Source organism: Polaromonas potterensis (assembly GCF_033446725.1).
GTDB lineage: Bacteria > Pseudomonadota > Gammaproteobacteria > Burkholderiales > Burkholderiaceae_C > Polaromonas.
The window spans coordinates 20,971-46,626 of the sequence record NZ_JAWQLX010000002.1 but is presented as its reverse complement, the minus strand read 5'-3'; the positions used below and the strand labels follow the sequence as shown (position 1 = coordinate 46,626).

General features: G+C 61.7%; 20 protein-coding genes and 3 tRNA genes. 13 read left to right on the top strand and 10 right to left on the bottom strand.

Going from position 1 to position 25,656, the window contains the following annotated elements:
• Positions 1 to 3: 3 nt before the first annotated feature.
• From R6254_RS03335 to R6254_RS03320, 4 genes are read left to right on the top strand one after another with little or no spacing between them, the layout of a single operon-like run.
• Positions 4 to 606, top strand: coding sequence for a Maf family protein (locus R6254_RS03335; RefSeq protein WP_318404412.1), 603 nt, complete (start codon positions 4 to 6; stop codon positions 604 to 606).
• 19 nt (positions 607 to 625) lie between these two features.
• The gene (rng, locus tag R6254_RS03330; RefSeq protein WP_318404411.1) at positions 626 to 2,110 is read left to right on the top strand and encodes a ribonuclease G; all 1,485 of its coding nucleotides are present in this window, start codon (positions 626 to 628) and stop codon (positions 2,108 to 2,110) included.
• A gap of 24 nt (positions 2,111 to 2,134) precedes the next feature.
• Positions 2,135 to 2,884, top strand: coding sequence for a polysaccharide deacetylase family protein (locus tag R6254_RS03325; protein ID WP_318404409.1), 750 nt, complete (start codon positions 2,135 to 2,137; stop codon positions 2,882 to 2,884).
• The gene (locus R6254_RS03320; protein ID WP_318404407.1) at positions 2,881 to 4,056 is read left to right on the top strand and encodes a glycosyltransferase family 4 protein; all 1,176 of its coding nucleotides are present in this window, start codon (positions 2,881 to 2,883) and stop codon (positions 4,054 to 4,056) included. The genes R6254_RS03325 and R6254_RS03320 overlap by 4 nt, the downstream gene beginning before the upstream one ends.
• Positions 4,057 to 4,074: 18 nt before the next feature.
• Here R6254_RS03320 and R6254_RS03315 read toward each other — a convergent pair whose 3' ends face one another.
• Entirely contained in the window at positions 4,075 to 4,947 is an 873-nt protein-coding gene (locus R6254_RS03315) for a glycosyltransferase family protein (protein WP_318404406.1), read from the bottom strand.
• Positions 4,944 to 6,743 carry a lipid A export permease/ATP-binding protein MsbA gene (gene msbA, locus R6254_RS03310; RefSeq protein WP_318404405.1) on the bottom strand — a complete coding sequence of 600 codons (1,800 nt, stop codon included), beginning with the start codon at positions 6,741 to 6,743 and terminating at the stop codon, positions 4,944 to 4,946. Before msbA ends, R6254_RS03315 begins: the two co-directional genes overlap by 4 nt.
• 374 nt (positions 6,744 to 7,117) lie before the next feature.
• Here msbA and R6254_RS03305 point away from each other — a divergent pair, with 374 nt between their 5' ends.
• From R6254_RS03305 to R6254_RS03265, 9 genes are all read left to right on the top strand, one after another.
• Positions 7,118 to 7,882 carry a glycosyltransferase family 2 protein gene (locus tag R6254_RS03305; RefSeq protein WP_318404403.1) on the top strand — a complete coding sequence of 255 codons (765 nt, stop codon included), beginning with the start codon at positions 7,118 to 7,120 and terminating at the stop codon, positions 7,880 to 7,882.
• The gene (gene tolB, locus R6254_RS03300; RefSeq protein ID WP_318404402.1) at positions 7,863 to 9,185 is read left to right on the top strand and encodes a Tol-Pal system beta propeller repeat protein TolB; all 1,323 of its coding nucleotides are present in this window, start codon (positions 7,863 to 7,865) and stop codon (positions 9,183 to 9,185) included. The genes R6254_RS03305 and tolB overlap by 20 nt, the downstream gene beginning before the upstream one ends.
• Positions 9,186 to 9,239: 54 nt before the next feature.
• Positions 9,240 to 9,785 carry a peptidoglycan-associated lipoprotein Pal gene (pal, locus tag R6254_RS03295; protein WP_318404401.1) on the top strand — a complete coding sequence of 182 codons (546 nt, stop codon included), beginning with the start codon at positions 9,240 to 9,242 and terminating at the stop codon, positions 9,783 to 9,785.
• Positions 9,786 to 9,800: 15 nt separating this feature from the next.
• Positions 9,801 to 10,562 carry a tol-pal system protein YbgF gene (gene ybgF, locus R6254_RS03290; protein WP_318404400.1) on the top strand — a complete coding sequence of 254 codons (762 nt, stop codon included), beginning with the start codon at positions 9,801 to 9,803 and terminating at the stop codon, positions 10,560 to 10,562.
• 89 nt (positions 10,563 to 10,651) lie between these two features.
• Positions 10,652 to 11,767, top strand: a complete 1,116-nt coding sequence (locus tag R6254_RS03285) for a YeeE/YedE family protein (RefSeq protein WP_318404399.1) — start codon at positions 10,652 to 10,654, stop codon at positions 11,765 to 11,767.
• A gap of 59 nt (positions 11,768 to 11,826) precedes the next feature.
• Positions 11,827 to 12,696 carry a tRNA threonylcarbamoyladenosine dehydratase gene (locus tag R6254_RS03280; RefSeq protein ID WP_318404398.1) on the top strand — a complete coding sequence of 290 codons (870 nt, stop codon included), beginning with the start codon at positions 11,827 to 11,829 and terminating at the stop codon, positions 12,694 to 12,696.
• Between the two features lie 41 nt (positions 12,697 to 12,737).
• Positions 12,738 to 12,813 (top strand) — tRNA-Lys (locus R6254_RS03275).
• Between the two features lie 43 nt (positions 12,814 to 12,856).
• Positions 12,857 to 12,932: transfer RNA gene (locus R6254_RS03270), tRNA-Lys, on the top strand.
• 38 nt (positions 12,933 to 12,970) lie between these two features.
• Positions 12,971 to 13,046 (top strand) — tRNA-Lys (locus tag R6254_RS03265).
• A gap of 535 nt (positions 13,047 to 13,581) precedes the next feature.
• On the opposite strand, the gene R6254_RS03260 is transcribed toward R6254_RS03265, so the two are convergent.
• The 8 genes from R6254_RS03260 to R6254_RS03225 all read right to left on the bottom strand — a co-directional run bounded on the left by R6254_RS03260 (position 13,582) and on the right by R6254_RS03225 (position 25,634).
• Complete coding sequence (locus tag R6254_RS03260; protein WP_318405193.1) at positions 13,582 to 15,009, bottom strand: efflux transporter outer membrane subunit; 1,428 nt, start codon at positions 15,007 to 15,009, stop codon at positions 13,582 to 13,584.
• Positions 15,009 to 18,179, bottom strand: coding sequence for an efflux RND transporter permease subunit (locus R6254_RS03255; RefSeq protein WP_318404397.1), 3,171 nt, complete (start codon positions 18,177 to 18,179; stop codon positions 15,009 to 15,011). Before R6254_RS03255 ends, R6254_RS03260 begins: the two co-directional genes overlap by 1 nt.
• A gap of 10 nt (positions 18,180 to 18,189) precedes the next feature.
• On the bottom strand, positions 18,190 to 19,377 hold the full coding sequence (locus R6254_RS03250) for an efflux RND transporter periplasmic adaptor subunit (RefSeq protein ID WP_489685527.1): 1,188 nt from the start codon (positions 19,375 to 19,377) through the stop codon (positions 18,190 to 18,192).
• A gap of 302 nt (positions 19,378 to 19,679) precedes the next feature.
• A complete protein-coding gene (locus R6254_RS03245) occupies positions 19,680 to 20,183 on the bottom strand; it encodes a hypothetical protein (protein WP_318404394.1) in 504 nt (167 codons plus the stop codon).
• Positions 20,184 to 20,242: 59 nt separating this feature from the next.
• Complete coding sequence (locus tag R6254_RS03240; RefSeq protein ID WP_318404393.1) at positions 20,243 to 22,267, bottom strand: ABC-F family ATP-binding cassette domain-containing protein; 2,025 nt, start codon at positions 22,265 to 22,267, stop codon at positions 20,243 to 20,245.
• Between the two features lie 71 nt (positions 22,268 to 22,338).
• A complete protein-coding gene (prmB, locus tag R6254_RS03235; protein WP_318404392.1) occupies positions 22,339 to 23,232 on the bottom strand; it encodes a 50S ribosomal protein L3 N(5)-glutamine methyltransferase in 894 nt (297 codons plus the stop codon).
• Positions 23,229 to 24,431: a succinyl-diaminopimelate desuccinylase gene (gene dapE / locus R6254_RS03230; protein WP_318404390.1), complete on the bottom strand. Its 1,203-nt coding sequence runs from the start codon at positions 24,429 to 24,431 to the stop codon at positions 23,229 to 23,231. The genes prmB and dapE overlap by 4 nt, the downstream gene beginning before the upstream one ends.
• A gap of 21 nt (positions 24,432 to 24,452) precedes the next feature.
• The gene (locus R6254_RS03225) at positions 24,453 to 25,634 is read right to left on the bottom strand and encodes a PilT/PilU family type 4a pilus ATPase (RefSeq protein ID WP_318404388.1); all 1,182 of its coding nucleotides are present in this window, start codon (positions 25,632 to 25,634) and stop codon (positions 24,453 to 24,455) included.
• Positions 25,635 to 25,656 lie beyond the last annotated feature (22 nt).

Genomic DNA, 25,656 nt, shown 5'->3' with positions numbered 1-25,656 from the left:
AACATGACCGACTTTATTTACCTGGCATCCCAAAGCCCGCGGCGTCGGCAATTGCTTGAGCAGCTCGGGGTGTCCTGCCAGTTGCTGCTGCCGGACGCCGACGAGGACAGCGAGGCGCTGGAAGCAGTTTTTCCTGGCGAGGCGCCCACGGCTTATGTGCAGCGCGTGACGCAACTCAAACTGGACGCCGCCGTGGCTCGCTTGAAGCGGCGCGGTTTGCCGCCAGCGCCTGTGCTGTGTTCGGACACTACGGTTGCGCTGGCACGTCGCATCTACGGCAAGCCGGACGATGACAGCGACGCCATACGTATGCTGGGCGAACTGGCTGGCACGACACACCGCGTCCTGACCGCCGTGGCGGTGCAGCACGGGCGCAAGCGCCTGCAGGCCCTGAGTGTGTCGCGGGTGACTTTTGCGTCCATGAGCAAGCCGCAGATCCGCGCCTATGTGGCTTCCGGTGAACCCATGGGCAAGGCCGGCGCGTATGCGGTGCAGGGCAGGGTGGCCATGCACATCAGCCACATCAGCGGAAGTTATTCGGGCATCATGGGTTTGCCGCTGCATGAAACAGCACTGCTGCTCAAAGCCGCAGGCCTGAAAATATAGTTTTCCCCGAGACCCCATCATGCAACAAGACATCCTGATCAACTGGTCGCCCCAGGAAACCCGTGTGGCCGTGGTCGAATACGGCGCGGTGCAGGAATTACACGTCGAACGTACCCTGGAGCGCGGCCTGGTCGGCAACGTCTACCTCGGCAAGGTGGTACGGGTCCTGCCCGGCATGCAATCGGCGTTTATCGATATTGGCCTGGACCGGGCGGCTTTTTTGCATGTGGCCGACTTGATGAGCAGCATCAACAGCCGCCACGCCGATGCCGATGGCACCAGCCAGGGGGTGGCCCCCGCAGCGCAGCCGATAGAGAAACAGCTGTTCGAGGGCCAGGCCATGATGGTGCAGGTGCTCAAGGACCCGATAGGGACCAAAGGCGCCAGGCTGACCGCACAAGTCAGCATCGCCGGTCGCTTGCTGGTCTTTTTGCCGCAGGACAACCATATCGGCGTCTCGCAAAAAATCCCGACCGCGCAGCGGGAAGAGTTGCGCCAGCGCCTGCAGACCCTGACCGCCGACATGGGCGGCGGATTTATTTTGCGGACCAATGGCGAAGATGCGACGGACGCCGAACTGGGCGAAGACATCGCTTATTTGCGCAAGACCTGGGCACGTATCAAGGCCGCGGCGCTGCGCCTGCCGCCCACCTCGGTTTTGCACCAGGATTTGAGTCTGCTGCAACGTGTGTTGCGCGACATGGTGCTGGAAAACACCCAGAGCATACGCATCGACTCGCGCGAGCAGTTTGAAGAACTCAAGACCTTTGCCACCGAGTTCATGCCGGCCACCTTGCAAAGACTGCAGTTACACAGCGGCGAGCGGCCGATTTTTGATCTTTTCAATATCGACGAGGAAATTGCCAAGGCGCTGGGTCGCCGGGTGGAGTTGAAATCGGGCGGCTACCTGATCATCGACCAAACCGAAGCACTGACCACGGTGGATGTCAACACCGGCGGTTTTGTCGGCGCCCGCAATTTCGACGACACGATTTTCAAAACCAACCTGGAAGCCTCCCAGGCCATTGCGCGGCAACTGCGCCTGCGCAATCTGGGCGGCATTGTGATTGTCGACTTCATTGACATGATCAAGGACAACCACCGTGATGCGGTGCTGGCCGAGTTCCAGAAGCAGTTGGCGCGCGATCGCATCAAAACCAATGTCAACGGCTTCTCGGCCCTGGGCCTGCTGGAAATGACACGCAAACGGACCCGTGAGTCGCTGGCGCACCAGTTGTGCGAGCCTTGCAGCGCCTGCACGGGCAAAGGCGTGGTCAAGACCGCACGCAGCATCGGTTACGACATCCTGCGCGAAATCCTGCGCGAGGCACGCCAGTTCAATCCCAAGGAATTCCGGGTGATCGCCTCGCCCAAGGTGATCGAGCTGTTTCTCGACGAAGAAAGCCAGCACCTGGCCGGACTGAGCGACTTCATTGGCAAGCCGATTTCACTGCAGTCCGAAGCGGCGATGGCACAGGAACAATACGATATTGTTTTGCTGTAAGACGTCGAAATAAGAAGCTCCCGCATGCCAGATACCGCTGCCCACCATTCCCCTTCGATTCCGATTCTGGTCTACCACCAGATCAGCGAAGCGCCGCCCAAGGGCGCACCGTTTCGTGGTCTGTATGTGGCGCCGACCGCGTTTGCCCGGCAGATGGCCTGGCTCAAGCTGCTGGGCTACCAGGGCCTGTCCATGAGTGCGCTGCTACCTTACCTGCGCGGAGAGAAAAGTGGCAAGGTGGTGGGCATCACGTTTGACGATGGATATCTGAACAACCTGACCCAGGCCCTGCCGGTGTTGCAGCGCCACGGGTTTTCCTCGACCTGTTATGCGGTCAGCAATCTGCTGGGCAAGACCAACGAGTGGGACCGCGACATCGGCATCGCTCAGGTGCCGCTCATGACGGCTGACCAGTTGCGCCTGTGGGTGGCCGGCGGCCAGGAAGTGGGCTCACATACCCAAAACCACATACGTTTGCTGAAAAGTGATGCCGCGACGGCCTTGGCCGAAATGACGCAGGACAAGGCCGCGCTGGAAAGCCTGCTGGCAGCACCGGTCCAGCACTTTTGTTACCCCTATGGCGAATATGCGGAGCAACATGTGGCGATGGCGCGGCAGGCCGGTTTTCAAACCGTCACAACCACACGCCGTGGTCGTTGCGCGGTGCAAGGCAACTTGTTCGAATTGCCGCGAGTGCCCGTCGTGCGCTCCACCAGCTTGCCGGTTTTCTGGCTCAAAATTGCCACGGCTTACGAAGACCGGAAGAACGCATGACGTCGCCGCTATCGGAACAGCCCCGTCTGCGTATTGCTGTTTTGAATAGGATTTTTGAGGCCAGCGGTGGCGGGGCGGAGCGTTATTCCATCGCACTGGTCGAACAGCTTTCCTTGCGCCATGAGGTCCATGTGTTTGCCCAGCAGATCAGCCATGATGCACCTGGCGTGACCTACCACCAGGTGTCCATGCCCTTGCGCAAACCGCGCTGGCTCAACCAGCTCTGGTATGCCTTTGCCACCTGGCGAGCCACCCGCCAGGGTTTTGACATCGTTCATTCGCATGAAAACACCTGGCATGGGCAAGTGCAGACCGTGCATGTCCTGCCGGTGAAATACAACCTGTTCCACGGGCGAACCGGCTTCAAACGGGTTTTGCGCTGGGTCAAGGTGGTGACCAGCCCACGTTTGTTGACCTACCTGGGCCTGGAGCGAGCACGTTTCAGAAATGAGCCCACACGGCGGGTCGTGGTGACTTCGGACAGTCTGGGTGACAGGATGGCCGCGACCTATCCCGAGACCCGGACCGTGACCCATGTGATCACGCCAGGCGTCAGCTTGCCCGATCATCCGGCCAATGACGTGGAGAAAAGTGAAGCCCGCTCGCAACTTGGTTTGCCGCCAAGTGGTCGCTGCCTGCTGTTTGTCGGCAACGACTACCGAAAAAAAGGGTTGGACACCGTGCTGCGCGCACTGCCCAGCCTGCCGGCCGATGTGGTGCTGGCGGTGGTGGGTCATCCCGCGCAGATACCGGCGTTTAAACGGCAGGCCGAAGCCGAGGGCGTGGGCACCCGTGTATTTTTTCTGGGTGCGCTGCAGGACGTAACACCGGCCTACCGGGCCGCCGATGGCCTGGTGCACCCGACGCTGGAGGATACGTTTGCGATGGTGGTGCTCGAGGCCATGGCACATGGCTTGCCGGTGGTGGTGAGCAGTGCCAGGTATTGCGGTATCTCGGGCCTGTTAAGCCATGGCCGCAATGCGCTGATTCTTGACGATCCCCGCAATGCGGCCTTTCTGGCGGACGCGCTCCATCAAGTCGTCCATGACACGGCGTTGCAGCAGCGACTGGGTGTGCTGGCTCGCACTTTTGCGAGCCGCTACCAGTGGCAGGACATCGCGCGACAGCAGGAAGCCGTGTATTACTCGTCGCTGGCGGCAAGGCCTGCTTGAGCCTGCCCGGGCCTTGGTTCAGGCCACAAGTTTGAAGTGTTTGCGGCTGAAATCGCGGCCGGTCAACAGTTCGATTTTGCGCATCAGGTGGTACTTGTTTTCCTTGGGCGTGGGCTGGTAGGCCGGATCGATGTGCAGCTCTTGTTCGGCCCCTGTTTTGAGCCATTCCAGAACGGCCTGAGGATGGGTGCCGGTAAAGGCCTGCAGTGCCCGTGCATCAAACTGGCTGTACTTGATTTGCATCGTTGTTGAATCCGCCCAGTATTTGCTGACCTGATCGAGCTTTTTCTGCATGTCTTCATTACGGCGAATCCAGCCATAGTGAAAGATGTGGGCGTTGGCCAGGGCTGCCTGCGGATTGCGCGGGCGCTTGTGCTGGGTGGTGATCAGCCAGTATTGGCCGTCGGGTGCATAGGAACGCAGGGTATTGCGGATCAAGCGGCACTCGCGGCGGTACCAGCCGGGACTGACCGACACCCATTGCGCCGAGCCATAAAAGTGATGGTAATCGAACACCAGCGCTTCCACCGCCGGGTTGTCATGGTGTTGCTCCACGCTGGCGCGGATGGCCGCCAGTTCGCCTTCGTGGACCACCTCGTCGCCCTCCAAATAAAACGCCCAGTCACCCGTGCAGGCGTATTGCGCAATCATTTTCTGCTGGGCGTAGACAAACCCACGGTCCGCCATGCGTTCGTTCCAGATGGTTTCGATCACGCGGATTTTCGGGTCGCCAATGGCCAGCACACGCGCTAAGGTGTCGTCATTGCCGCGGCCCACCGCCACGACAAACTCGTCGACCAGCGGAAGCAGGGAGCGGATCGAGGCTTCAAACGGAAAGCCTAGCTCGACGCCGTTGCGAATAAAGGTAAAGCCACTGATGGAGATGGTCATGAGAGCTGCGCACTTGGGGCGCTTTGCGATAAATCGGAGTCGTACAAACCGAGTTTGTACAGGCGAGAGTAGGGGCCGTCGCGTTCAATCAGCTCGGCATGGGTGCCAGTCTCGACAATCCGGCCGGCATCCATGACCACAATCCGGCTGGCATGCTGAACGGTGGACAGCCGGTGCGCGATGACCAGCGTGGTCCGGTTGTGCATCAGCCGCTGCAGCGCTTCCTGCACCGCACGTTCGGATTCTGTGTCCAGCGCCGAGGTGGCTTCGTCCAGAATCAGCACCGGCGCATCCTTGTACAGGGCCTGGGCAATCGCCAAGCGCTGGCGCTGGCCGCCGGACAATTGCGTGGCGTTGTGCCCCACCACGGTGTCTATGCCCTGGGGCAGGTCGGCGATAAAACGCGCCAGATTGGCAGCCTGTAAACACGCCACGACTTTGTCCCGGTCCATGGGCATGCCCAGCGCCACATTGGCGGCCACCGTGTCGTTGAGCATCACCACATGTTGGCTGACCAACGCAAACTGCTGGCGCAAGGCATCCATCTGCCACTCGCGCAGGTCATGGCCATCGAGTTCTACGGTTCCGGACGTGGGTTCTATAAAACGCGGCAACAGATTCACCAGCGTGGTTTTGCCGGCGCCTGACGCGCCCACCAGCGCCACGGTTTCGCCGGGCGTGATGCTCAGGGTCAGGTCGTCCAGGGCTGGCGCGGCTTCATTGTTGTAGGCCACGTAGGCGTTGATGAAACGGATGTGCCCTTCCGCCCTGGGCTTGGAAAAACTTCCGCCCAGTTCATCTGGTGTTTTTTCCATCAGGTCCAGCCCACGCTCCAGCGCGGCCAGTCCCCGGGTGATCGGGCTGGCGACTTCCGACAGGTGTTTGATCGGCGCAACCAGCATCAACATCGCGGTCACAAAAGCCACGAAAGAACCCACGGAGGTACCGTCGGTGGCACTTTGCATCAGGGCAACCGAAATCACGGCAGATAGCGCCACGGCCGCCAGCATTTGTGTAGTCGGAGTCATGGCCGCCGATGCTGCTGTCGACTTCATCGACAGACGCCGCAAGGCATCACTCAAGAGCGAAAAGCGCTGCGCCTGCTCGGCTTGCGCCGCATGCAAGCGGATGACGCGATGCGCCAGCACGTTTTCCTCGACCACATAGGCCAGCGAATCGGTAGCCGTCTGGCTGGCTTTCGTCAGCCGGTACAGGCGACTGGAGAGCACTTGCATGACCCAGGCCACCGCCGGAATCAGCAACGCGACAATCAAGGTCAATTTCCAGTTCAGGTAAAGCAGGTAGCTGGACAAAGCCAGCAGGGTCAAACTGTCCCGCGTCAAGCCCATCACCGAATTGACCAGCATGGCGGAACCGTTTTGCACTTCATACACCACGGTATTGGCGAGTGCGCTGGCCGATTGGCTGGAAAAAAGACCCAGGCGTGCGGTCAGCAGTTTCCTGAACATAGCCTTGCGCAGTTCGAGCAAACCCAGGTTGGTCACCTTGGCCAGCGCAATCTGCGCGACAAAGCCGGCAAAACCACGCACACCGAACAGCAGCAACAAGGACACCGGAATCACCCAAAGGTCAATGCCGCCTTTCTGGAACCCTTTGTCCAGCAAAGGCTGCAGCAGGGCAGGGACCAATGGTTCGGTGGCAGATGCCACCACGGTAGCGCCTATGGCAATGGCCCAGGCGCTTTTGGACTGGTTGAAATACGGCCAGATACGGCGCAGGCGCTGGCCGATAGGTGCCGGTGAGAGGGCTGCGGACTTGGTGTCAGGGGTCGTCAAGCTGTGGCCTCGCGACTTGCAGGGTTGCGTGTTGGCGTTTGCCAGCCGAAGGGGGAGGAATCCATAAACCCAATCTTAGTGTAGGAACCGCGCTCCGGGAGCATTGTCGTCAGCTTGGCTACGGCCTTGAACAGGACCTGCGACAGAGCTGATGCGGCCTGGCCCACGGCGACAAGGCGAAAATGAATGGCAATTTTTGGCATGTATGCCGCGAAAGAGGACTGTGGAAAGAGCAACCCTGCATTATCGTGGAACAATTGGCGGCCAATTCCTACAAGCCGCCGCGCTCACAGCACCCAGAATGACTGACTTGTTCGCGCAGGTTTGCTTGGGGTAGCCGGCTTGAGAAATTCAACACCAACACCTCGCGCACCATGAGCCTGTCTGTCATCATCATCACCAAAAACGAAGAGGCCAATTTGCAGGCATGCTTGGAATCCGTGCGATTTGCCGACCAGTGGGTCGTGGTGGACAGCGCGAGTACGGACAACACACGGGCCATCGCCAGCGCTTTTGGGGCCGAGGTCACGACCACCCAGACCTGGCCCGGTTTTGGTCCGCAAAAAAATCTGGCCTTGGGTCTGGCCACGCAGGACTGGGTGCTCTCGCTGGATGCCGATGAACGTGTTACCCCCGAACTGGCCGCCGAAATCCGGCAGGCCATGCAAACCCCGGGGACCCATGCCTTTGAAATTCCACGGCTCACACAGTTTTGCGGCCAATGGATTCAGCACTGCGGCTGGACGCCGGACCACGTCTTGCGCCTGTTTCGCCGCGGTCAAGCCGAGTTCAGCAACGATCTGGTGCATGAACGTGTGATCCTGAAATCCGGCACGCTGGCGCGCTTGAAGTCCCAGCTCTTGCACTACAGCTATCCGACCCCCGCGCATTACTGGCGCAAGCTGGCGCAGTACAGCCAGGCTTGGGCCGAGCAGGCGCATGCACGCGGCAAGACCAGTTCCATGCCCAGGGCGGTAACATCGGGGCTGATGGCCTTCCTGAAAAGCTATATCTTTCGCCTCGGCATCCTCGATGGCAGCATGGGGTTCGCCGTGTGCGCCATGCAAGCCCAAGCTGCCTTTGGCAAATATTTCACCTTGTATTGTTTGAACCAGAAAAATGCATCCAGAAAAAACTGATTCGACTTCGTCGCCAGCCCTGTTGTCAGGACGGCGCACGTTTATCGCCGGCTTGACCGGTGGCCTGGGCTCCCTGGCCGTGTTTCCCACGTGGGCGCAATTCCGGGTCGAGGTCTCTGGTGTCGGCCTGACCCAGTTGCCGATTGCCATTGCAGCTTTTCGCGGCGATGCGCAGTCACCGCAAAAAATCGCAGCCATTGTGCAGGCCGACCTGGAAAGAAGCGGCCAGTTTCGCGCGGTCGATGCCAGCGGCAACGCCCTGGACGAAAGTGCCCGGCCCGATCTTTCGCTCTGGCGCCAGCGCGCCGCCGATTCACTGCTGACGGGCAGCGTGACGCGACTGGCGGATGGCCGCTACGACGTGCGTTGCCGCCTGTGGGATGTGGTGCGTGGACAAGACCTGGGCGGGCAAAGTTATGTGGTGCCGCAAGCTGACCTGCGCCTCTCAGCCCACCGCATTGCCGACTTTGTCTACGAAAAACTGACCGGCGACAAAGGGGTGTTCTCCACGCGTATTGCCTACGTGACCAAAGCTGGAACGCGCTACAACCTGTGGGTGGCCGACTCCGACGGTGAAGGCGCGCAGTCTGCGTTGACCAGTCCCGAGCCGATTATTTCGCCCTCGTGGTCGCCGAACGGATCGCAACTGGCTTATGTGTCTTTTGAATCGCGCAAGCCGGTCATTTATGCCCACGACGTGGTTTCCGGGAAGCGCCGCCTTCTGGCTAACTTCCGTGGCTCCAACAGCGCGCCGACCTGGGCGCCCGATGGCAATCAGTTGGTCGCCACGCTGAGCCGCGACGGCGGTTCGCAGCTGTATGCCATTTCCGCGTCAGGTGGCGAGCCGCGCCGCTTGACCCAGTCCGCGAGCATAGACACCGAGCCGGCCTTCTCACCGGATGGGAAATTCATTTATTTCGTCAGCGACCGGGGCGGCTCGCCGCAGATCTACCGCATGGGCGCAAGTGGCGGCAATGTTGAACGAATCACCTTTACCGGGAGTTACAACATATCTCCAGCCATCAGCCCGGACGGTCGCTGGCTCGCCTATATTTCACGCATCGGTGGCGCCTTCAAGCTGCATTTGATGCAGTTGGGCAAAGGTACTGGCGTGGCGATCACCGATACCAATGCCGATGAAAGCCCAAGCTTTGCGCCCAATAGCAAACTCATCGTCTATGCGACCCAGCAGTCAGGCAAGGAAGCCTTGTTGACCACGACGCTGGACGGCAAGATCAAAGCCCGCCTGACCGGCGCTACCGGAGACATCCGTGAGCCGGACTGGGGCCCTTTTCAGCGTTAAACCCGCATTTTTAAACCCCTCTTTTTTATCTTTTTTACCCCAAGGTACTCATCCATGAAACGCATTCTGATTTCACTCGCCACTGCCATCACCCTGACCGCCGCCCTGGTCGGCTGCAGCTCCGGCGTCAAGCTCAACGAAGTTCCTGTCGAAAACAGGGCTGCCAGCACAGCGGGGCAGGGCGCCACCGGTGACGCCTCCGGCGTGGCTGGCCGCGGCGTGGCGCCGGTGCAAATTGACGCCTCGGACGCTTCGCTGGCAGGCCCTCAAGGCGCGGCCAAAGTGATTTATTTCGACTACGACAGCTTTGTTGTCAAGCCGGAAGCCCAGGGCACCATCGAAGCCCATGCCCGTTTCTTGAACGCCAATAAAAACCGCAAACTGGTCATCGAAGGTAATACCGACGAACGTGGCGGCCGCGAATACAACCTGGCACTGGGCCAAAAACGTGCCGAAGCCGTGCGCCGCGCACTGGGCCTGATGGGTGCTGTTGATGCCCAGATCGAAGCTGTGAGCTTTGGCAAGGAAAAACCCGCGATCTCCGGCTCCGACGAAGCGGCTTACGCCAAAAACCGCCGCGCTGAATTCAACTACCGTTAAGCTGGAGCTTTGACCTTGAAGAACTTCCGGATCGCCCTGGTCGCCTTGGGCTGCGCGTTCGCCTTCAATGCCCATGCCGGTCTTTTCGAAGACGACGAAGCCCGCAAAGCCATTCTTGAAGTGCGTCAGCGGCTGGACGGCTCGCAGCAGCGCCTGACGGAGGAGTTGCGCAAGGCCAATGAAGACAACGCGCAACTGCGTCGCAGTCTGCTTGATTTGTCCAGCCAGCTCGAGGTCATGCGCAAAGAGATGGCGCAGATGCGCGGGCAGGATGAACAGATGGCGCGTGAACTCTCCGAAGTCCAGCGTCGCCAGAAGGACTTGTCGCAAGGCGTGGACGACAGGCTGCGCAAGTTCGAGCCGTCCAAGGTCACCGTGGACGGCAAGGAGTTTGTGGCCGATCCGGCTGAAAAGCAGGAGTTTGATGCGGCGCTGGCCGTCATGCGCAAAGGCGAGTTTGCGCCGGCGCAAGCGGCCTTCACGGCCTTCCTGAAGCGCTATCCGCAAAGCGGCTACAAGGCGCCTGCACTGTTCTGGCTCGGCAATGCCCAATACGCTTCGCGCAACTACCGCGACGCCATTGTCAATTTCCGCGCACTGGTTGCGGCTGATCCTGAACACATGCGTGCGCCTGAGGCGGTGTTGGCCGTGGCCAACTGCCAGGTCGAACTCAAAGACGTGAAAGCAGCGCGCAAGACACTGGAAGACCTGGTGAAAGCCTATCCCCAGTCGGAAGCCGCGTCGGTTGCCAAAGAGCGTCTGACCAAGCTCAAATAAAACGCCGGGAACACAGCCATGGGTCGACCACCCGTGGCTGATGGCCCCTGGCGCAAGCGGCGGCTCATTCACCCCCTAAAATTGGGGGGATGGATATTACCCAGCTCAACACACTCACCACCCAGGTTCTCTGGGCGGCCTTCATTCTCTCCATGCTGTTTGGCGCCATCGCCCAGCGCACGCATTTCTGCACCATGGGTGCCGTCAGCGACATCATCAACATGGGCGACTGGACCCGCATGCGCATGTGGGGCATGGCCATTGGCGTGGCTATGATCGGTTTTTACGGCATGGCTGCGGCCGGGATGATTGATCCCAGCAAAACCCTGTATGCCTCGAACCGCCTGATCTGGCTGTCCGCTCTGGTTGGCGGTCTGCTGTTTGGCTTTGGCATGGTGCTGGCGTCAGGCTGCGGCAGCAAGACGCTGGTGCGCATAGGCGGCGGCAACCTGAAATCGCTGGTGGTGTTTGTGGTCATGGGGGTGGCCGCGTTTGCAACACTCAAAGGCATCACCGCGGTGCTGCGTGTCGCAACCGTGGACCAGGTGGCGATCGACTTTTCCAGCAACGCCGCCTTGTCCAATTGGGCCGCTGGTCTGGCCGGTGTATCGCCGGCCCTGGCCGGGTTGGTGCTGGCGCTGGTGCTCGGCGGTGGCCTGATCATCTGGGCGCTGCTTGGCGCCGAGTTTCGCCGCTTTGATAATCTGCTGGCGGGCCTGGGCATAGGTGCCGTGATCGCCGGCATGTGGTGGGTCAGCGGCCATTTGGGCTATGTGGCCGAACATCCCGACACGCTGCAGGACGCTTTTCTGGCCACCAATTCCGGTCGTATGGAAGCTTTGAGTTTTGTATCGCCCGTGGCCTACACCATCGACTGGTTGATGTTTTTCAGTGACAAAAGCAAGCTGTTGACCATTGGTATCGTCTCGGTGTTTGGCGTGGTCGCGGGCTCGGCACTGTATTCGCTGCTGTCACGAGGCTTTCGCTGGGAAGGTTTTCGCGATGCCGAAGACACGGCCAACCACCTCGCCGGCGCTGTACTGATGGGTGTGGGCGGCGTCACGGCCATGGGCTGCACCATCGGACAAGGTCTGTCCGGCGTCTCAACGCTCAGTGCCACCAGTATTGTGGCCGTGGCAGCCATCGTGGCCGGTTGTGTCGTCGGTCTGCGCTACCAGGTCTGGCGGCTGGAGCGCAGCGCTTGATGATGGCCACGCTTTCGACGAAAGACGTGTCTCTTACTGCGGCCGGCGGGAAATAAGTCATGGCTGAAACTCTTGCCGATTTCCCTGCGGATCTGGAGCGCCGCTTTGGCGGCCTGGCGCGCCTTTATGGCGTGGCCGGCGCACAGAAGATTCGTGCAGCTCATGTGATCGTTGTGGGTCTGGGCGGCGTGGGCTCCTGGGCCGCTGAAGCCCTGGCACGCAGCGGCGTGGCCAGGCTGACCTTGATTGACCTGGACCACATTGCCGAGTCCAACATCAACCGGCAGATTCATGCGCTGGATACCACGCTGGGGCAAGCCAAGGTGATCGCCATGCGCGATCGTATTGCGCACATCAACCCTGACTGCCAGGTGTGTTGCGTCGAAGAATTTGTGGATGCCAGCAACTGGCCGGCGATTGCCGGACTGGACGCGCAAGGCGCCGACACGGTGTCGATGATTGACGCGTGTGATCAGGTCAGGGCAAAAACCGCCATGGCCGCCTGGGCTATCAAGAACAAAATCAACTTCATCAGTGTGGGTGCGGCGGGTGGCAAGCGTCACGCGCACAAGGTGGATATTGAAGACTTGTCCCTGGTCACACACGACCCCTTGCTGGCGCAACTGCGTTACCGCCTGCGCAAAGAGCAGGGCGCAGCCCGCAAGGGAAAAATCGGCCTTGCTTGTGTGTTCAGCCGCGAGGCCGTGCAGCAACCTGCAACCCTTGCCAAAACTGAAAACAGTACGTCCGCAGAAGGCGATGCCTGCGATCTCCCAAGCGATGCAGCCAGTGATGGCAGCCTGAATTGCCACGGTTACGGATCGGTGGTGAGTGTGACCTCGACCTTCGGTTTGTGTGCGGCCGGATGGGTTCTTGGAAAAATTGCTGAGCAAGTTTTTAAAGCGCCAAAAAATGACGCTATAATTTGAGGCTGTGCTGCAGACAATGTAGTGCAACCGGGAGAAATCCTGGGACCTTAGCTCAGTTGGTAGAGCAGCGGACTTTTAATCCGTTTGTCGTGGGTTCGACCCCCGCAGGTCCCACCAAATTTTAAAAGCGCCTGCCTGGAAGGGCTGGCGCTTTTTCTTTGGGACCTTAGCTCAGTTGGTAGAGCAGCGGACTTTTAATCCGTTTGTCGTGGGTTCGACCCCCGCAGGTCCCACCAGGTTTTTAAAAAGCGTCCGCCGAAAGGTTAACGCTTTTGGGTTCTTAGCTCAGCTGGTAGAGCAGCGGACTCTTAATCCGTAGGTCGCGAGTTCGAATCTCGCAGAACCCACCATATAAGCCTTACAGGTACTGAAAAGCTTGCTATCAAAACGATGGCAAGCTTTTTTCGTTTCTGAGCCGGTGACAGTCTGGTGACAGATTTGGCCGAGATGCCCCCTCAAAGAGCTTTTTTATTTTTCACGACTGCGCGCCTGGCTGTGTTGTCGAGATTGTGATTCGATCTTGCGCTCACTGTCACCAGACTGTCACCGGCTCAAGAATGAAAAGAGCCCGGCACGTGACCGGGCTTCCGTCTAACTGTCGAGCGTCTACATCGCAGTGGCGCTATTCAGCAACTGCTCGGGGCTCACCAGTTGCCCATGTCCATTAAACGCGCGCTCTAGCCAGCGAGGCGTAACAAACCGCCCATCCTCAACACAACCAGTCCCCCCTTGAGAGCCCGCGCCAAGTCTTTGCCTTGCTCGGGGTCCGCGCGATACATCTGACCCACAGCCGCATGCACACCGGCCACGGCCGCCTCGAAAGCATTCCCATACGGCCTGCTGTTTAATCCTGAACAGCAAGCCATTTTTGGGGGGCTGGTGCCATCAGCCCCCGCCCAGCACCTTGTACAGCGTGATGCGGTTGGCCTGTTCGGCCAGTTGCAGGCCGATCAGCGCTTGCTGCGCCAAGTAGAGCGAGCGCTGGGCGTCGAGCACCGTGAGGTAGTTGTCCACCCCGGCTTTGAAGCGTGCGTCTGACAGGGTAAAGGCGCGCTGCGTGGCGTCGAGCAGCGACGCCTGGGCGGCCAAGCGGTCGGCCAGGGTGGCGCGGTCTACCAGGGCGTCGGCCACTTCGCGGAAGGCGGTCTGCACGGTTTTCTCGTACTGCGCCACGGCGATGCCCTGGTTGGCTTCGGCCACCTGCAGATTGGCGCGGTTGCGTCCGGCATCGAAGATCGGCAGTCGGATTTGCGGAATGAAGCTCCAGGTGCCGTTACCGGTCTCAAACAAACCCGACAAGTCGCTGCTGGCAGTGCCGAGCGAGGCCGTGAGCGTGATGCTGGGGAAGAACGCGGCGCGCGCCGCGCCCACGCTGGCATAGCTGCCAAGCAGGCTGCGCTCGGCGGCCGTGACGTCGGGGCGCTGCAGCAGCACCGACGAAGGCAGGTCGGCGGGCAGGGCCAAGAGGGCCGCAACCGTCGCACCGGGGCCGGGCGCGGGCGGCAGCAACGGCGCCGGCACTGGCGCGCCCACCAGGGCCTGCAGCGCATTGCGGTCGCGCGCCACCTGGCTGGCGTAGCTGGCCACGTCGACGCGGGCGCTGTCCACCGTAGTCTGGTTTTGTGCCAGAACCAGGCCCGAGGTGGCGCCCAGGCTGTGCATGCGCTGGGTGAGCGTATATGAGGCCTCGCGGCTTTTCAGGGTGTCGCGCGCCAGTTGCAAGCGCTGCTGGTCGGCCGCCAGAGTGAGCCAGGCGTTGGCCACCTCAGCGATCAGGCTCAGCTGCACGCTGCGCTGGTTTTCGGTGATGCGCAAATATTCTTGCAGGGCCACGTCGTTCAGGTTGCGCACGCGGCCGAAAAAGTCGATCTCGTAGCTGCTGAAACCCAGTTGCGCGCTGTATTGGCTGCTGTCTTGGGCGCGGCCGCTGGTGGTCAGGTCGGCTGCGCTGCGGGTGCGGTTGCCCAGGCCGGTGGCGGCCACGCTGGGCAGCAGGTTGGCGCGTTCCACGCCGTATTGCGCGCGGGCTTTTTCAATCGCCAGCAGAGCCACGCGCAGGTCGCGGTTGTTGTCCAGCGCCAGCGCGATCAGCTCGCGCAGGGGCGGCGCCTGTACAAAGGCGCTCCAGTCCAGACGCTGAATCTCGCTACTGGCCGGGGCGGTGCCGGTGGCGGCGTTGCCCAAAGCAGGCGGCACAGGCAGGGCCGGGCGTTCGTAGTCGGATGCCAGGTTGGCGCAGCCGGTCAGCAAGGCGGTGGCGGCGAGCGCGCTCCAGCCGAGCTGGCGCAGGGGAAAGGACAGGGGGCGGCGCATCATGGTGCCGCCTCTTGGGCGGCGGCGGCGGGCGGCTCGGGGGCCTTGTCAGGCCGCGCGAACCAGCTGCGGATCAGCAGGAAGAAAACAGGCACAAAGAAAATTCCTAAAACAGTAGAGAACACCATGCCGCCGAGCACCGCCGTGCCAATCGCGTGGCGGCCACCGGCGCCGGCGCCCGTGCCCAGTGCCAGCGGCAGCACGCCAAAGCCGAAGGCCAGCGAGGTCATCAAGATGGGCCGCAGGCGCAGGCGCACAGCGCCCAGCACGGCGTCGAAGGCGCTGCGGCCCTGCTGCTGCAACTGGGTGGCGAACTCCACGATCAGGATGGCATTTTTGGCGGCCAGGCCCACGGTGGTGAGCAGGCCGACCTGGAAGTACACGTCGTTTGACAGGCCGCGCAGGCTGGTGAACAGCAGGGCGCCGATGACGCCCAGGGGCACGGCCAGAATCACCGACACGGGCACCGACCAGCTTTCGTACAGGGCGGCCAGGCACAGGAACACGAACAGGATGGAGATGGCATACAAGAGCGGCGCCTGGGCACCCGACAGGCGCTCCTGGTAGGAGGCACCGGTCCACTCATAACCAATGCCGGGGGGCATTTCTTTCATGATGTCTTCGATCACATCCATGGCCACGCCCGAACTCACACCGGCGCCGGGGTTTCCGACGAACTCGTAGCTTGGGGCGCCGTTGTAGCGTTGCAGCTGCGGTGAGCCATAGGTCCATTCGGTGGACATGAAGGCCGAGAACGGCACCATCTGGCCCAGGTTGTTGCGCACCGTCCAGGGGCCGATGTCTTGCGGCAGCATGCGATAGGGTGCGTCGCCCTGCATGTAGACGCGCTTGACGCGGCCGTTGTTCAAGAAGTCGTTGATGTAGGTGCCGCCCAGGGCGCTCGACAGCACGCTGTTGATGTCGCTGGTCGACAGCCCCAGGGCCGCGGCCTTGCGGTCGTCGATCAGCACGCCCAGCTGTGCGGTGTCGTCGAGGTTGCTGGCGCGCACATTGCTCAACTCGGGGTGTTCCCGCGCCAGCTTGAGCACCTTGTCGCGGGCTTCGACCAGGGCCGCATGGCCCAGGCCATTCAAGTCCTTGAGCTGGAAGTTGAAGCCGGCATTGGCGCCCAGGCCGCGCACGGCGGGTGGCAGCAGCACAAAGATGCGTGCATCGCGGATCGAAGCCAGGTCTTTGGTGGCCTTGCGCGCGATGGCCTCGGCGCTCTGGTCGGCGCGCTTGCGTTGGTCCCAGGGCGTCAGGCGCACGAAGCCGCGGGCCGAGCTTTGGTCGCCGCTCAGCCCGGTGATCGAGTTGAAGCTGATCACGTCGGGTTGTTTGCCCAGGTAGTCCTTCACCTCCTCCATCACCGCCTGCAGGCGTGCATTCGAGGCCCCGGCGGGCAAGGTGATCTGCACCTGCATGAAGCCCTGGTCTTCGTTGGGCAGAAAGGATGTGGGCAGGCGCATGAACAGCACCGCCATGCCCGCGCACAGCAGCAGGAACACCACGGCCATGCGTTTGCTGCGCCGCATCACACCGCCCACGGCGCCCTGGTAGCGCTCGGCCGTGCGATCGAAGTGGTGGTTGAACCAGGCAAAAAAGCGGTCGTTGAGCCCGAGCAGGCCCTTGCGCGGCGCGCTGCCATGGGGGCTGTGCTGGCCCTTGGCCACGGGTTTGAGCAAGGTGGCGCACAGGGCGGGGGTGAGCGTCAGGGCGACGAACACCGACAGCGCCATGGCCGAGACGATGGTGATCGAGAACTGGCGGTAGATCACGCCGGTCGAGCCGCCAAAGAAGGCCATGGGAATGAACACCGCCGATAGCGTGAGCGTAATGCCCACCAGCGCGGGCGTGATCTCGGCCATCGATTTGCGCGTGGCCTCCTTGGGCGACAGGCCTTCTTCGCTCATCACGCGCTCGACGTTTTCGACCACCACGATCGCATCGTCGACCAGCAGACCGATGGCCAGCACCAGACCGAACATGGTCAGGGTGTTGATCGAATAACCTGCCAGGGACAGCACGCCCAAGGTGCCCAGCAGCACCACCGGCACCGCAATCGCCGGGATCAGCGTGGCGCGGAAGTTCTGCAGGAACACGAACATCACGATCACCACCAGGATCATGGCCTCGATGAGTGTCACGATGACCTCGTGGGTCGAGGCGCGCACAAAGGGCGTGGAATCCGAGCTGATGAAGGGTTTGAGCTTGTAGGGAAAGAAGGGCTGCAGTTCGGCGATCTTGGCGTTCACCGCGTCCGACACGGCCATGGCGTTGGCGCCGTCGGCCAGCACAATGCCCATGCCGGCGCCAGGTTGGCCATTGAGGCGCGAGGTGACGGTGAGGTTTTCGGCGCCGAGCTCGACCCGGGCCACGTCCTTGAGCAGCACGGCGGCGCCGTCGGCCGCTGATTTGAGCAGGATGTTGTTGAACTCTTCGACCGTCTTGAGCTTGGTGCGCGCCGTGATGGTGGCGTTGAGCTGCTGCTCGCCCACGGCGGGCAGGGCGCCGAGCTGGCCGGCCGAAACCTGGGCATTTTGCGCATTGATGGCATTGCCCACATCCGAGGGCATGAGCCCGTATTTCTCCAGTTTGGCCGGGTCCATCCACACGCGCATGGCATAGCCGGTGCCGAACAGGCTCACGTCACCCACACCATCAATGCGGCCGATCACGTCGACCAGGCTGCTGCTGATGTAGTCGCCAATGTCCACCTGGCTCACGCTCGGGTCGGGCGAGGTGAAGGTGAAGGTCATGAGGTAGTCGTTGCCGCCCTTGGTGACGGTCACGCCGCGGCTTTGCACGGCGGGCGGCAGGCGCGACATGGCCTGCTGCAGCTTGTTTTGCACCTGCACCTGGGCCACGTCGATGTTGGTGCCGGGGTTGAAGGTGAGCGTGGTGCGCGAGCTGCCCGAGGCGTCGCTGGTCGAGCCCATGTAGAGCAGGTTGTCCAGGCCCTTGAGCTGCTGCTCGATGACCTGCGAGACCGAGTTTTCGACGGTCTCGGCCGAGGCACCGGTATAAAGGGCGAAGATGGACACGCGCGGCGGCGCGATGTCGGGGTATTGCTCGACCGGCAAGGTCTTGATGGCCATGGAGCCGCCAAGCATGATGACGATTGCCAACACCCAGGCAAAGATGGGGCGGTTGATAAAAAACTGTGCCATGGACGCCTTTTCAGAGAGCGCCGGAGGCGGCCGCGGATGCAGCCGGTGCTACCGCAGAGGTTTTGCCTGGTGTGGAAGGCTTGAGCACCACGTCCTTGGGGGCCACCACATCACCCACCTTGATCCGTTGCAAGCCATCCACGATCACGCGGTCACCCGCAGTCAGTCCGTCCGCAACCATCCAGCGGTTGCCGACGGCCCGGTCCACCTTGATAGCTCGGCGTTCTACCTTGTTGTCGACTCCTACCACCAGCGTGCTTGCCTTGCCGGTGGTGTCGCGGGTCACCGCTTGCTGCGGCACCATCAGCGCCTGCGGCGTCACGCCGGTTTCCAGCTGCGCGCGCACATACATGCCAGGCATCAGCACGCCGTTCGGGTTGGGCACCACGGCCCGCAAGGTCACTGCGCCGGTGCCCGGGTTCACGCTGACCCCGGCAAACTGCAGGCGGCCCGGGTTCGGGTAGGCGCTGCCGTCTTCGAGCTTGAGGTTGATGCGCGCATCGCCCTGGCCGACGCGCTCGAAACGGCCCTGCGCCAGCTCGCGCTTGAGCTGCAGCAACTCCGTGCTGGACTGGGTCACGTCCACATAGACCGGGTCGAGTTGCGAAACGGTGGTGAGCACGCTGGTCTGGTTGGCAGTGACCAGGGCGCCCGGGGTCACGGTGGACAGGCTGGTGCGCCCCGAGATGGGCGCCACGATGCGGGTGTAGTCGAGGTTGATGCGGGCGTTGTCGAGCGCAGCCTTGGCCACGGCCACGTCGGACGCCGTTTGCTGCACCGCCGCCTGGCTCTCGTCATAAACCTGGCGGCTGATGGCATCGATCTGCACCAACTCGGCGTTGCGCTTGGCATTGACTTCAGCGGTCTTGGCGACCGCCTGGGCCTTGGCCAGGGCGGCTTTGGCGCTGGCTTCGGCGACCTGGTAGGCGGCGGGGTCGATCTGGTACAGCGGCTGGCCGGCCTTGACCAGGGCGCCTTCGGTGAACAAGCGCTTTTGCACGATGCCGCTGATCTGCGGGCGGATCTCCGCGCTCATGAAGGCGCTGGTGCGGCCAGGCAATTCGGTGGAGAGGGTTTGGCTCTCGGGCTGCAGGGTGACCACGCCCACTTGCACCGGCGCCTTGGCGGTTTCCGGCGTGGCTGCGCTTTTGTCCGAGCAGGCCGTCAGCGCGCCGGCCAGGGCTATGGCCAACAGCACGGGTTGCAAACACTGTAAAGATGAAGGCGAGGGGGAGGGAAGAGCGGGGGATTGGCGAAGGCCGTCAGAGGACAAGAGTGGCATGGGCAAGCGGAATCCTTAATTTGTCCACATTTTGGCGGTGATTTGTGTCTATTTGATAAAGAGGGGTCTGTCGCGATAAGAAGAATGATGCGAATGGCGATGGATGTGGGCTGAACAATCCGGAACGACACCGAACATCGTCATCGCTCGAACATGCATGCAGCCGCGTTACTCTCATGCGCCCCAATTAGCATTGCCTCGAGGGCGCGACAAACTGGCTAAGCCGTGTGCCCCAGCAGCGGCACTTCCAGTTGCGCCTGCTGGGCCACCCGAATGCAATCTTTCATGTGTTCTTCCCCCAGGTAACGAATCGCCGCATACCCCACGGCGGCAGAGACAATCTGGCCGGCGAAGGGGACGTATTTGGCGAGCTGTTTGGTGGTCAGGCGCATGCCGATTTTGGTGGCGGCCTTCATCACCAGGTCGCGGCTGATGAACTTGCCAATCAAGACCGAGCCGACCAGGGTCACGGCTTTCTGGACTTGCTCGCGCTTTTTCGGCGCTAACTGGTCGAGCTGCTGGGGGCTCAAGCCGAACTCGCGGTTGATCTCGGGAATCAGCTTGGACAACATGGCGGCATCGACGGCCCAATCCAGGCCGGGGACCGGCACGGCGCTGGCCGCGGCGGCCACCAGGGCACGTTTGTTGAGCAGCTTGCGGCCACGGGCAACAGCGGCCTGGAGGGCTGCGTCGTTGGCAGCCATTTGAAGTGCGGAAGGCATGAAGGCACTTTAGCGCGAAACGTAAGCCGGGGTTAGGGCCGCAGCCCAAGCCCCGTTTTTTACGCCGTGGCGGTTTCGATTTGCTCGTTGAGCTCTAACCAGCGCTCTTCCAGCGTCCCGATTTCGTTCTCAATGGCTTTCAGACGTTTACCGGTCTGGGCCATTTCCGCCGGGGCGGTGATGGCTGCCAGCGAGGCCTGCAGGTTGTCGCGTTCTGTCGTCAAGGACAGCATGCGGGTATCAATTTTTTCCAGTTCCTTGCGCAGCGGTTTGGTGCTCTCTGACTGCTGCTGGCGGCGCTGGGCGTCGTCTTTTTTGTTCGCAGTCGATTTCTTGGCATCAAAAGTGGCCGTAGCCCCCGTGGATGGGGCGCTGGCAGCTACTGTTTTGGTAGCGACTGCGGCAGGTGCGGCGTTGCTGCTGGATTTTTTGGCTTCTTCGCGCTGGCGTTTGGCGTGGTCCAGCAAATACTTCTGGTAATCGTCCAGGTCGCCGTCAAACGGCGCGACACCACCTTGCGAGACCATCCAGAACTCGTCACACACGGCGCGCAGCAAGGCGCGGTCATGGCTGACCAGCATCACGGTGCCTTCAAACTCGTTGAGCGCCATCGACAGCGCCTCACGCGTGGCCAGGTCCAAGTGGTTGGTCGGCTCATCCAGCAGCAGCAGGTTGGGACGCTGCCAGACGATCATGCACAACACCAGCCGGGCTTTTTCGCCGCCGCTCATGCTGCCCACGGCCTGCTTGACCATGTCGCCGCCGAAGTTGAAATTGCCCAGGAAGCTGCGCAAATCCTGCTCGCGGGTGGGCTGGCTGCCCATCTTGCCGGCGGCCGTCACCTCTTTGACGAGGCGGATCATGTGTTCCAGCGGGTTGTCCGCGGGGCGCAGCACATCGAGTTCTTGCTGGGCGAAATAGCCGATGTTCAGGCCCTTGCCTTCGGTCATGTCGCCTTGAATCGGGGCGAGGGCGCGCGCCACGGTTTTGACCAGGGTCGATTTACCCTGGCCGTTGGCGCCCAGAATGCCGATGCGCTGGCCGGCCAGCACCGACTTGCTGACGTTTTGCACGATAACCGTGGGCGGTGTGCCTTCGGGCGCGTCTTCCGGTGCCGGGTAGCCAAAGTAGGCGTTCTGCATCGACAACATGGGGTTGGGCAGATTCGCCGGTTCCTTGAACTCGAAGGTGAAATCGGCTTCGGCCAGCAGCGGCGCGATTTTCTCCATGCGGTCCAGCGCCTTGACCCGGCTTTGCGCCTGCTTGGCCTTGCTGGCCTTGGCCTTGAAACGTGCGATAAATTTTTGCAGGTGGGCAATCTTGTCCTGCTGCTTGGAATAAGCACCCTGCTGCAGCGCCATCTGCTCGGCGCGCAGGTCTTCAAACTTGCTGTAGTTGCCGCCGTAACGCGTGAGTTTGGCGCTTTCGATGTGCACGGTGACATTGGTCACGGCATCCAGGAATTCGCGGTCATGGCTGATGACCAGCATGGTGCCTTGGTAACGTTTGAGCCAGGCTTCCAGCCAGACCAGGGCGTCCAAGTCCAGGTGATTGGTCGGTTCGTCAAGCAGCAGCAAGTCGGACGGGCACATTAGCGCACGCGCCAGTTGCAAACGCATGCGCCAGCCGCCGGAAAAACTGTTGACGGGGTTGTCGAGTTCGCTGAGCTTGAAACCCAGGCCCAGAATCAGTGCTTGCGCACGCGCTTGCGCGTCGTGTGCGCCGGCGTCGTAAAGCTCCATGTAGGCGTGGGCCATGCGGTCGCCGTCGCCGCTGGCCTCGGAGGCATCGACTTCGGCCTGGGCCGCCTGCAACACCACGTCGCCTTCGATCACGTAGTCGGTGGCGCTTTGCTCGGTCTCGGGCATGTCCTGCGCAACCTGCGCCATGCGCCACTGCGCGGGAATGTAAAACTCGCCGCCGTCTTCATGCAGCGTGCCGTTGAGCATGGCAAACAGCGAGGACTTGCCCGCGCCATTGCGCCCCACCAGGCCGACGTTTTCGCCGGGGTTGAGGGTGACAGACGCGCTGTCGAGAATCACTTTGGCGCCACGACGCAGCACCACGTTTTTAAGGGTAATCATTTAACAGACAGACTCAAGATAATTATTCGGGCGGCACGCTGCGCCACAGGTCATCGCCCGAGACGCAAGTCTCAAGCCAGTTGTTGGCGCGTGAGGAGCAGAACCTGGTCGGGGCCGGCGCTGGTTTCAAACCAGAGCGGTTCCAGGTGCGGGAAAGCGCGTTCAAAATGCTCGCGCTCGTTGCCGATTTCCAGCACCAACACCGCATTTTCGCTCATATGGCGGGCGGCGTTTAGAAAAAGGCTTCTTATAAAGTCCATGCCGTCGTCACCGCCGGCCAGCGCGAGGGCCGGTTCGGCCCGAAATTCGGCCGGCAAGGCGGCCATGGTGGCCGCGTTCACATAGGGCGGGTTGCACAAAATCAGGTCGTACGGGCCGCGGCAGGCGGCCAGGCCGTCGGAGGTGATCAGGGTGATGCGCTCGGCCAGCTGGTGTTTGTCCACATTGATGCGGGCCACGGCCAGGGCGTCCGGGCTGATGTCGGCGGCATCCACCGTCACGTCGGGGTAGACCATGGCGGCCAGCACGGCCAGGCTGCCGTTGCCGGTGCACAGGTCCAGCACGCGCTGCGTGTCTTCGCCCAGCCAGGGGTCTATGCTTTCGTCAAGCAGCAACTCGGCAATCAAAGAGCGCGGAATGATCACGCGTTCATCGACGTAAAAAGGCACACCCTGCAGCCAGGCTTCCTGGGTCAGGTAGGCGGCGGGCTGGCGGGTGCTGATGCGTGCTTCCAAAAGTGTAGCTACCTGAGCAACATCGGCGGGGGCTACAGGCCTGTTCTCTACTGAATCCAGATCATCCAGCGGCAAACCCAGGCGCCACAGGACCAGCCAGGCAGCTTCGTCAAAAGCAGTGAGGGTGCCCTGGCCAAAACCGTCGGACTGGCTCAGGCCGGCAGCTTCCAGCTGGTCGGCCCAGTGTTCAATCAGGGCCAGCACCGTCGGCTCGGGTGTCAAGGTGGTCATAAGGCGGCCAGACGCTCCAGCACGCCTTTGTAGATGTTTTTCAGCGGGTCCAGCGAGCTGACCAGCACATGTTCGTCAATTTTGTGGATGGAGGCGTTGATCGGGCCGAACTCGATCAGTTGCGGACAGATGCTGGCGATAAAACGCCCATCGCTGGTGCCGCCGGTGGTGGACAGCTCGGTGTTCACCCCGGTTTCGGCCTGGATGGCGCCGCTGACGGCTTGCACCAGCTCGCCCGGCGTGGTCAAAAAGGGCTGGCCGCCCAGGGTCCACTTCAGTGCGTAGTCGAGCTGGTGTTTTTGCAACACCGCCTCCAGCCGCGTTTTCAGGCTGCCGGCGGTGGATTCGGTGGAAAAGCGGAAGTTGAAGTCCACCACCAGCTCGCCCGGGATGATGTTGGACGCGCCAGTGCCGCCGTGCACATTCGACACCTGCCAGCTGGTCGCCGGAAAAAATGTATTGCCGGCATCCCACTCGGTGGCCACCAGCTCGGCCAGTGCCGGCGCAAAGCGGTGAATCGGGTTGTCGGCCAGGTGCGGGTAAGCGATGTGGCCTTGCACCCCTTTGACCGTGAGTTTGCCGCTCAGGGTGCCGCGCCTGCCGTTTTTGATCATGTCGCCGAGCTGCAGCACCGAGGTCGGTTCACCAACGATGCAGTAGTCCAGCACCTCGCCACGCGCCTTGAGCTGCTGGCAGACCACCACCGTGCCGTCATTGGCCGGGCCTTCTTCGTCGCTGGTGATCAAAAAAGCGATGGACAAATTCGGCTTGGGGTTGGCGGCCAGAAACTCTTCAACGGCCACGACCATGGCGGCGATCGAGGTTTTCATGTCGGCCGCGCCGCGGCCATACAAAACACCGTCGCGGTGGCTGGGCGTGAAGGGCGGGCTGGTCCATTGCTCCAGCGGACCGGTGGGCACCACGTCGGTATGGCCGGCGAAAACCAGGGTGCGCGGCGCCGAAGACGCTACTGAATCCATAGCTGTTTTCGCCCGTCCCGCCTGGGCCAGAGGGCTAAAACCTTTAAATTTCGCCCACAGGTTGGTGACGCGGAAGTGCTCAGGCCCGCTGACGATGGTTTCGCATTCGAAACCCAGCGGCTGGAGCCGCGCGGCGAGGATGGCCTGGCAGCCGGCGTCGTCCGGCGTGACCGAGGGGCGGGAGATCAGTTGTTCTGCAAGTCGAAGAGTGGAAGACATGAAAATGGGCCGGGGCCGCGTTTAAAGAGGGGTGAAGCCTGAGCTGCCGTATTTCGAGTCGTGCCGCACGTCCAGGGTGATTTCCGTGAAGGAGGCTTCGTCATCGTGGTCGTCTTCGGGCGCGATCGCCTTGGCGGCGATGGCAAAGTCGTTTTCCAGGCGCCACATCAGGTTGGTCGGCGAGTCGGCGTGTTGCAGGCCTTCCTTGCGCGTGACCGTGCCATTGCCAATCAGCTTGGCGATGTCCTGCTCGAAGGTCTGCGAGCCTTCGGCCATGGATTTTTCCATCGCTTCCTTGACGCCGGAAAAGTCGCCTTTTTCGATCAGCTCCGAAACTAGTTTTGTATTGAGCATGACCTCGACCGCCGGCGTGCGGCCGCCGGCCTGGGTGCGCAGCAGGCGCTGCGAGACGATGGCCTTCATGGCCGCGCCCAGGTCGCCCAGCATGGTGTTGCGCACCTCGACCGGGTAAAAACTCAGGATGCGGTTCAGCGCCTGGTAGCTGTTGTTGGCATGCATGGTAGCCAGGCACAGGTGGCCGGACTGCGCATAGGCAATCGCGGCCGACATGGTTTCGCGGTCGCGGATTTCGCCGATCATGATCACGTCAGGCGCCTGGCGCAGCGCGTTTTTCAGCGCGACTTGCAGGGACTGCGTGTCGCTGCCGACCTCGCGCTGGTTCACCACTGATTTTTTGTTGCTGAACAAAAACTCCACCGGGTCTTCAATCGTCAGGATATGGCCGGTCGTGGTCGCGTTGCGGTGGTCCAGCATGGACGCCAAGGTGGTGCTTTTGCCAGCGCCGGTGGAGCCGACCATCAGCAGCAGGCCGCGTTTTTCCATGATCAGGTCGGCCAGGATGGGCGGCAGGCTCAGGCTGTCCAGCGGCGGGATCTCGGTCGGCACATAACGAATCACCACGGCATAGGTGTTGCGCTGGCGGAAACCGCTGATGCGGAAATTGCCGACCCCCGCCAGCGGAAACGCCATGTTGAGCTCACCCAGCTCTTCCATTTCCTCGATACGCTCAGGTGGCAATATCTCGGCCAGCAGGTTGCGCGGCGCATCGGCCGGCAAGATCTGGCTGTTGATGGGGATGGCTTCGCCGTTGATCTTGATCAGGGCCGGGGAATGAGCCGACAGGTAAACGTCCGAGGCCTTTTTGTCAGCCATCAGACGCAGAATTCTTTCCATCGTGCTCATGTATCAGCCTCTGTTAAATTGC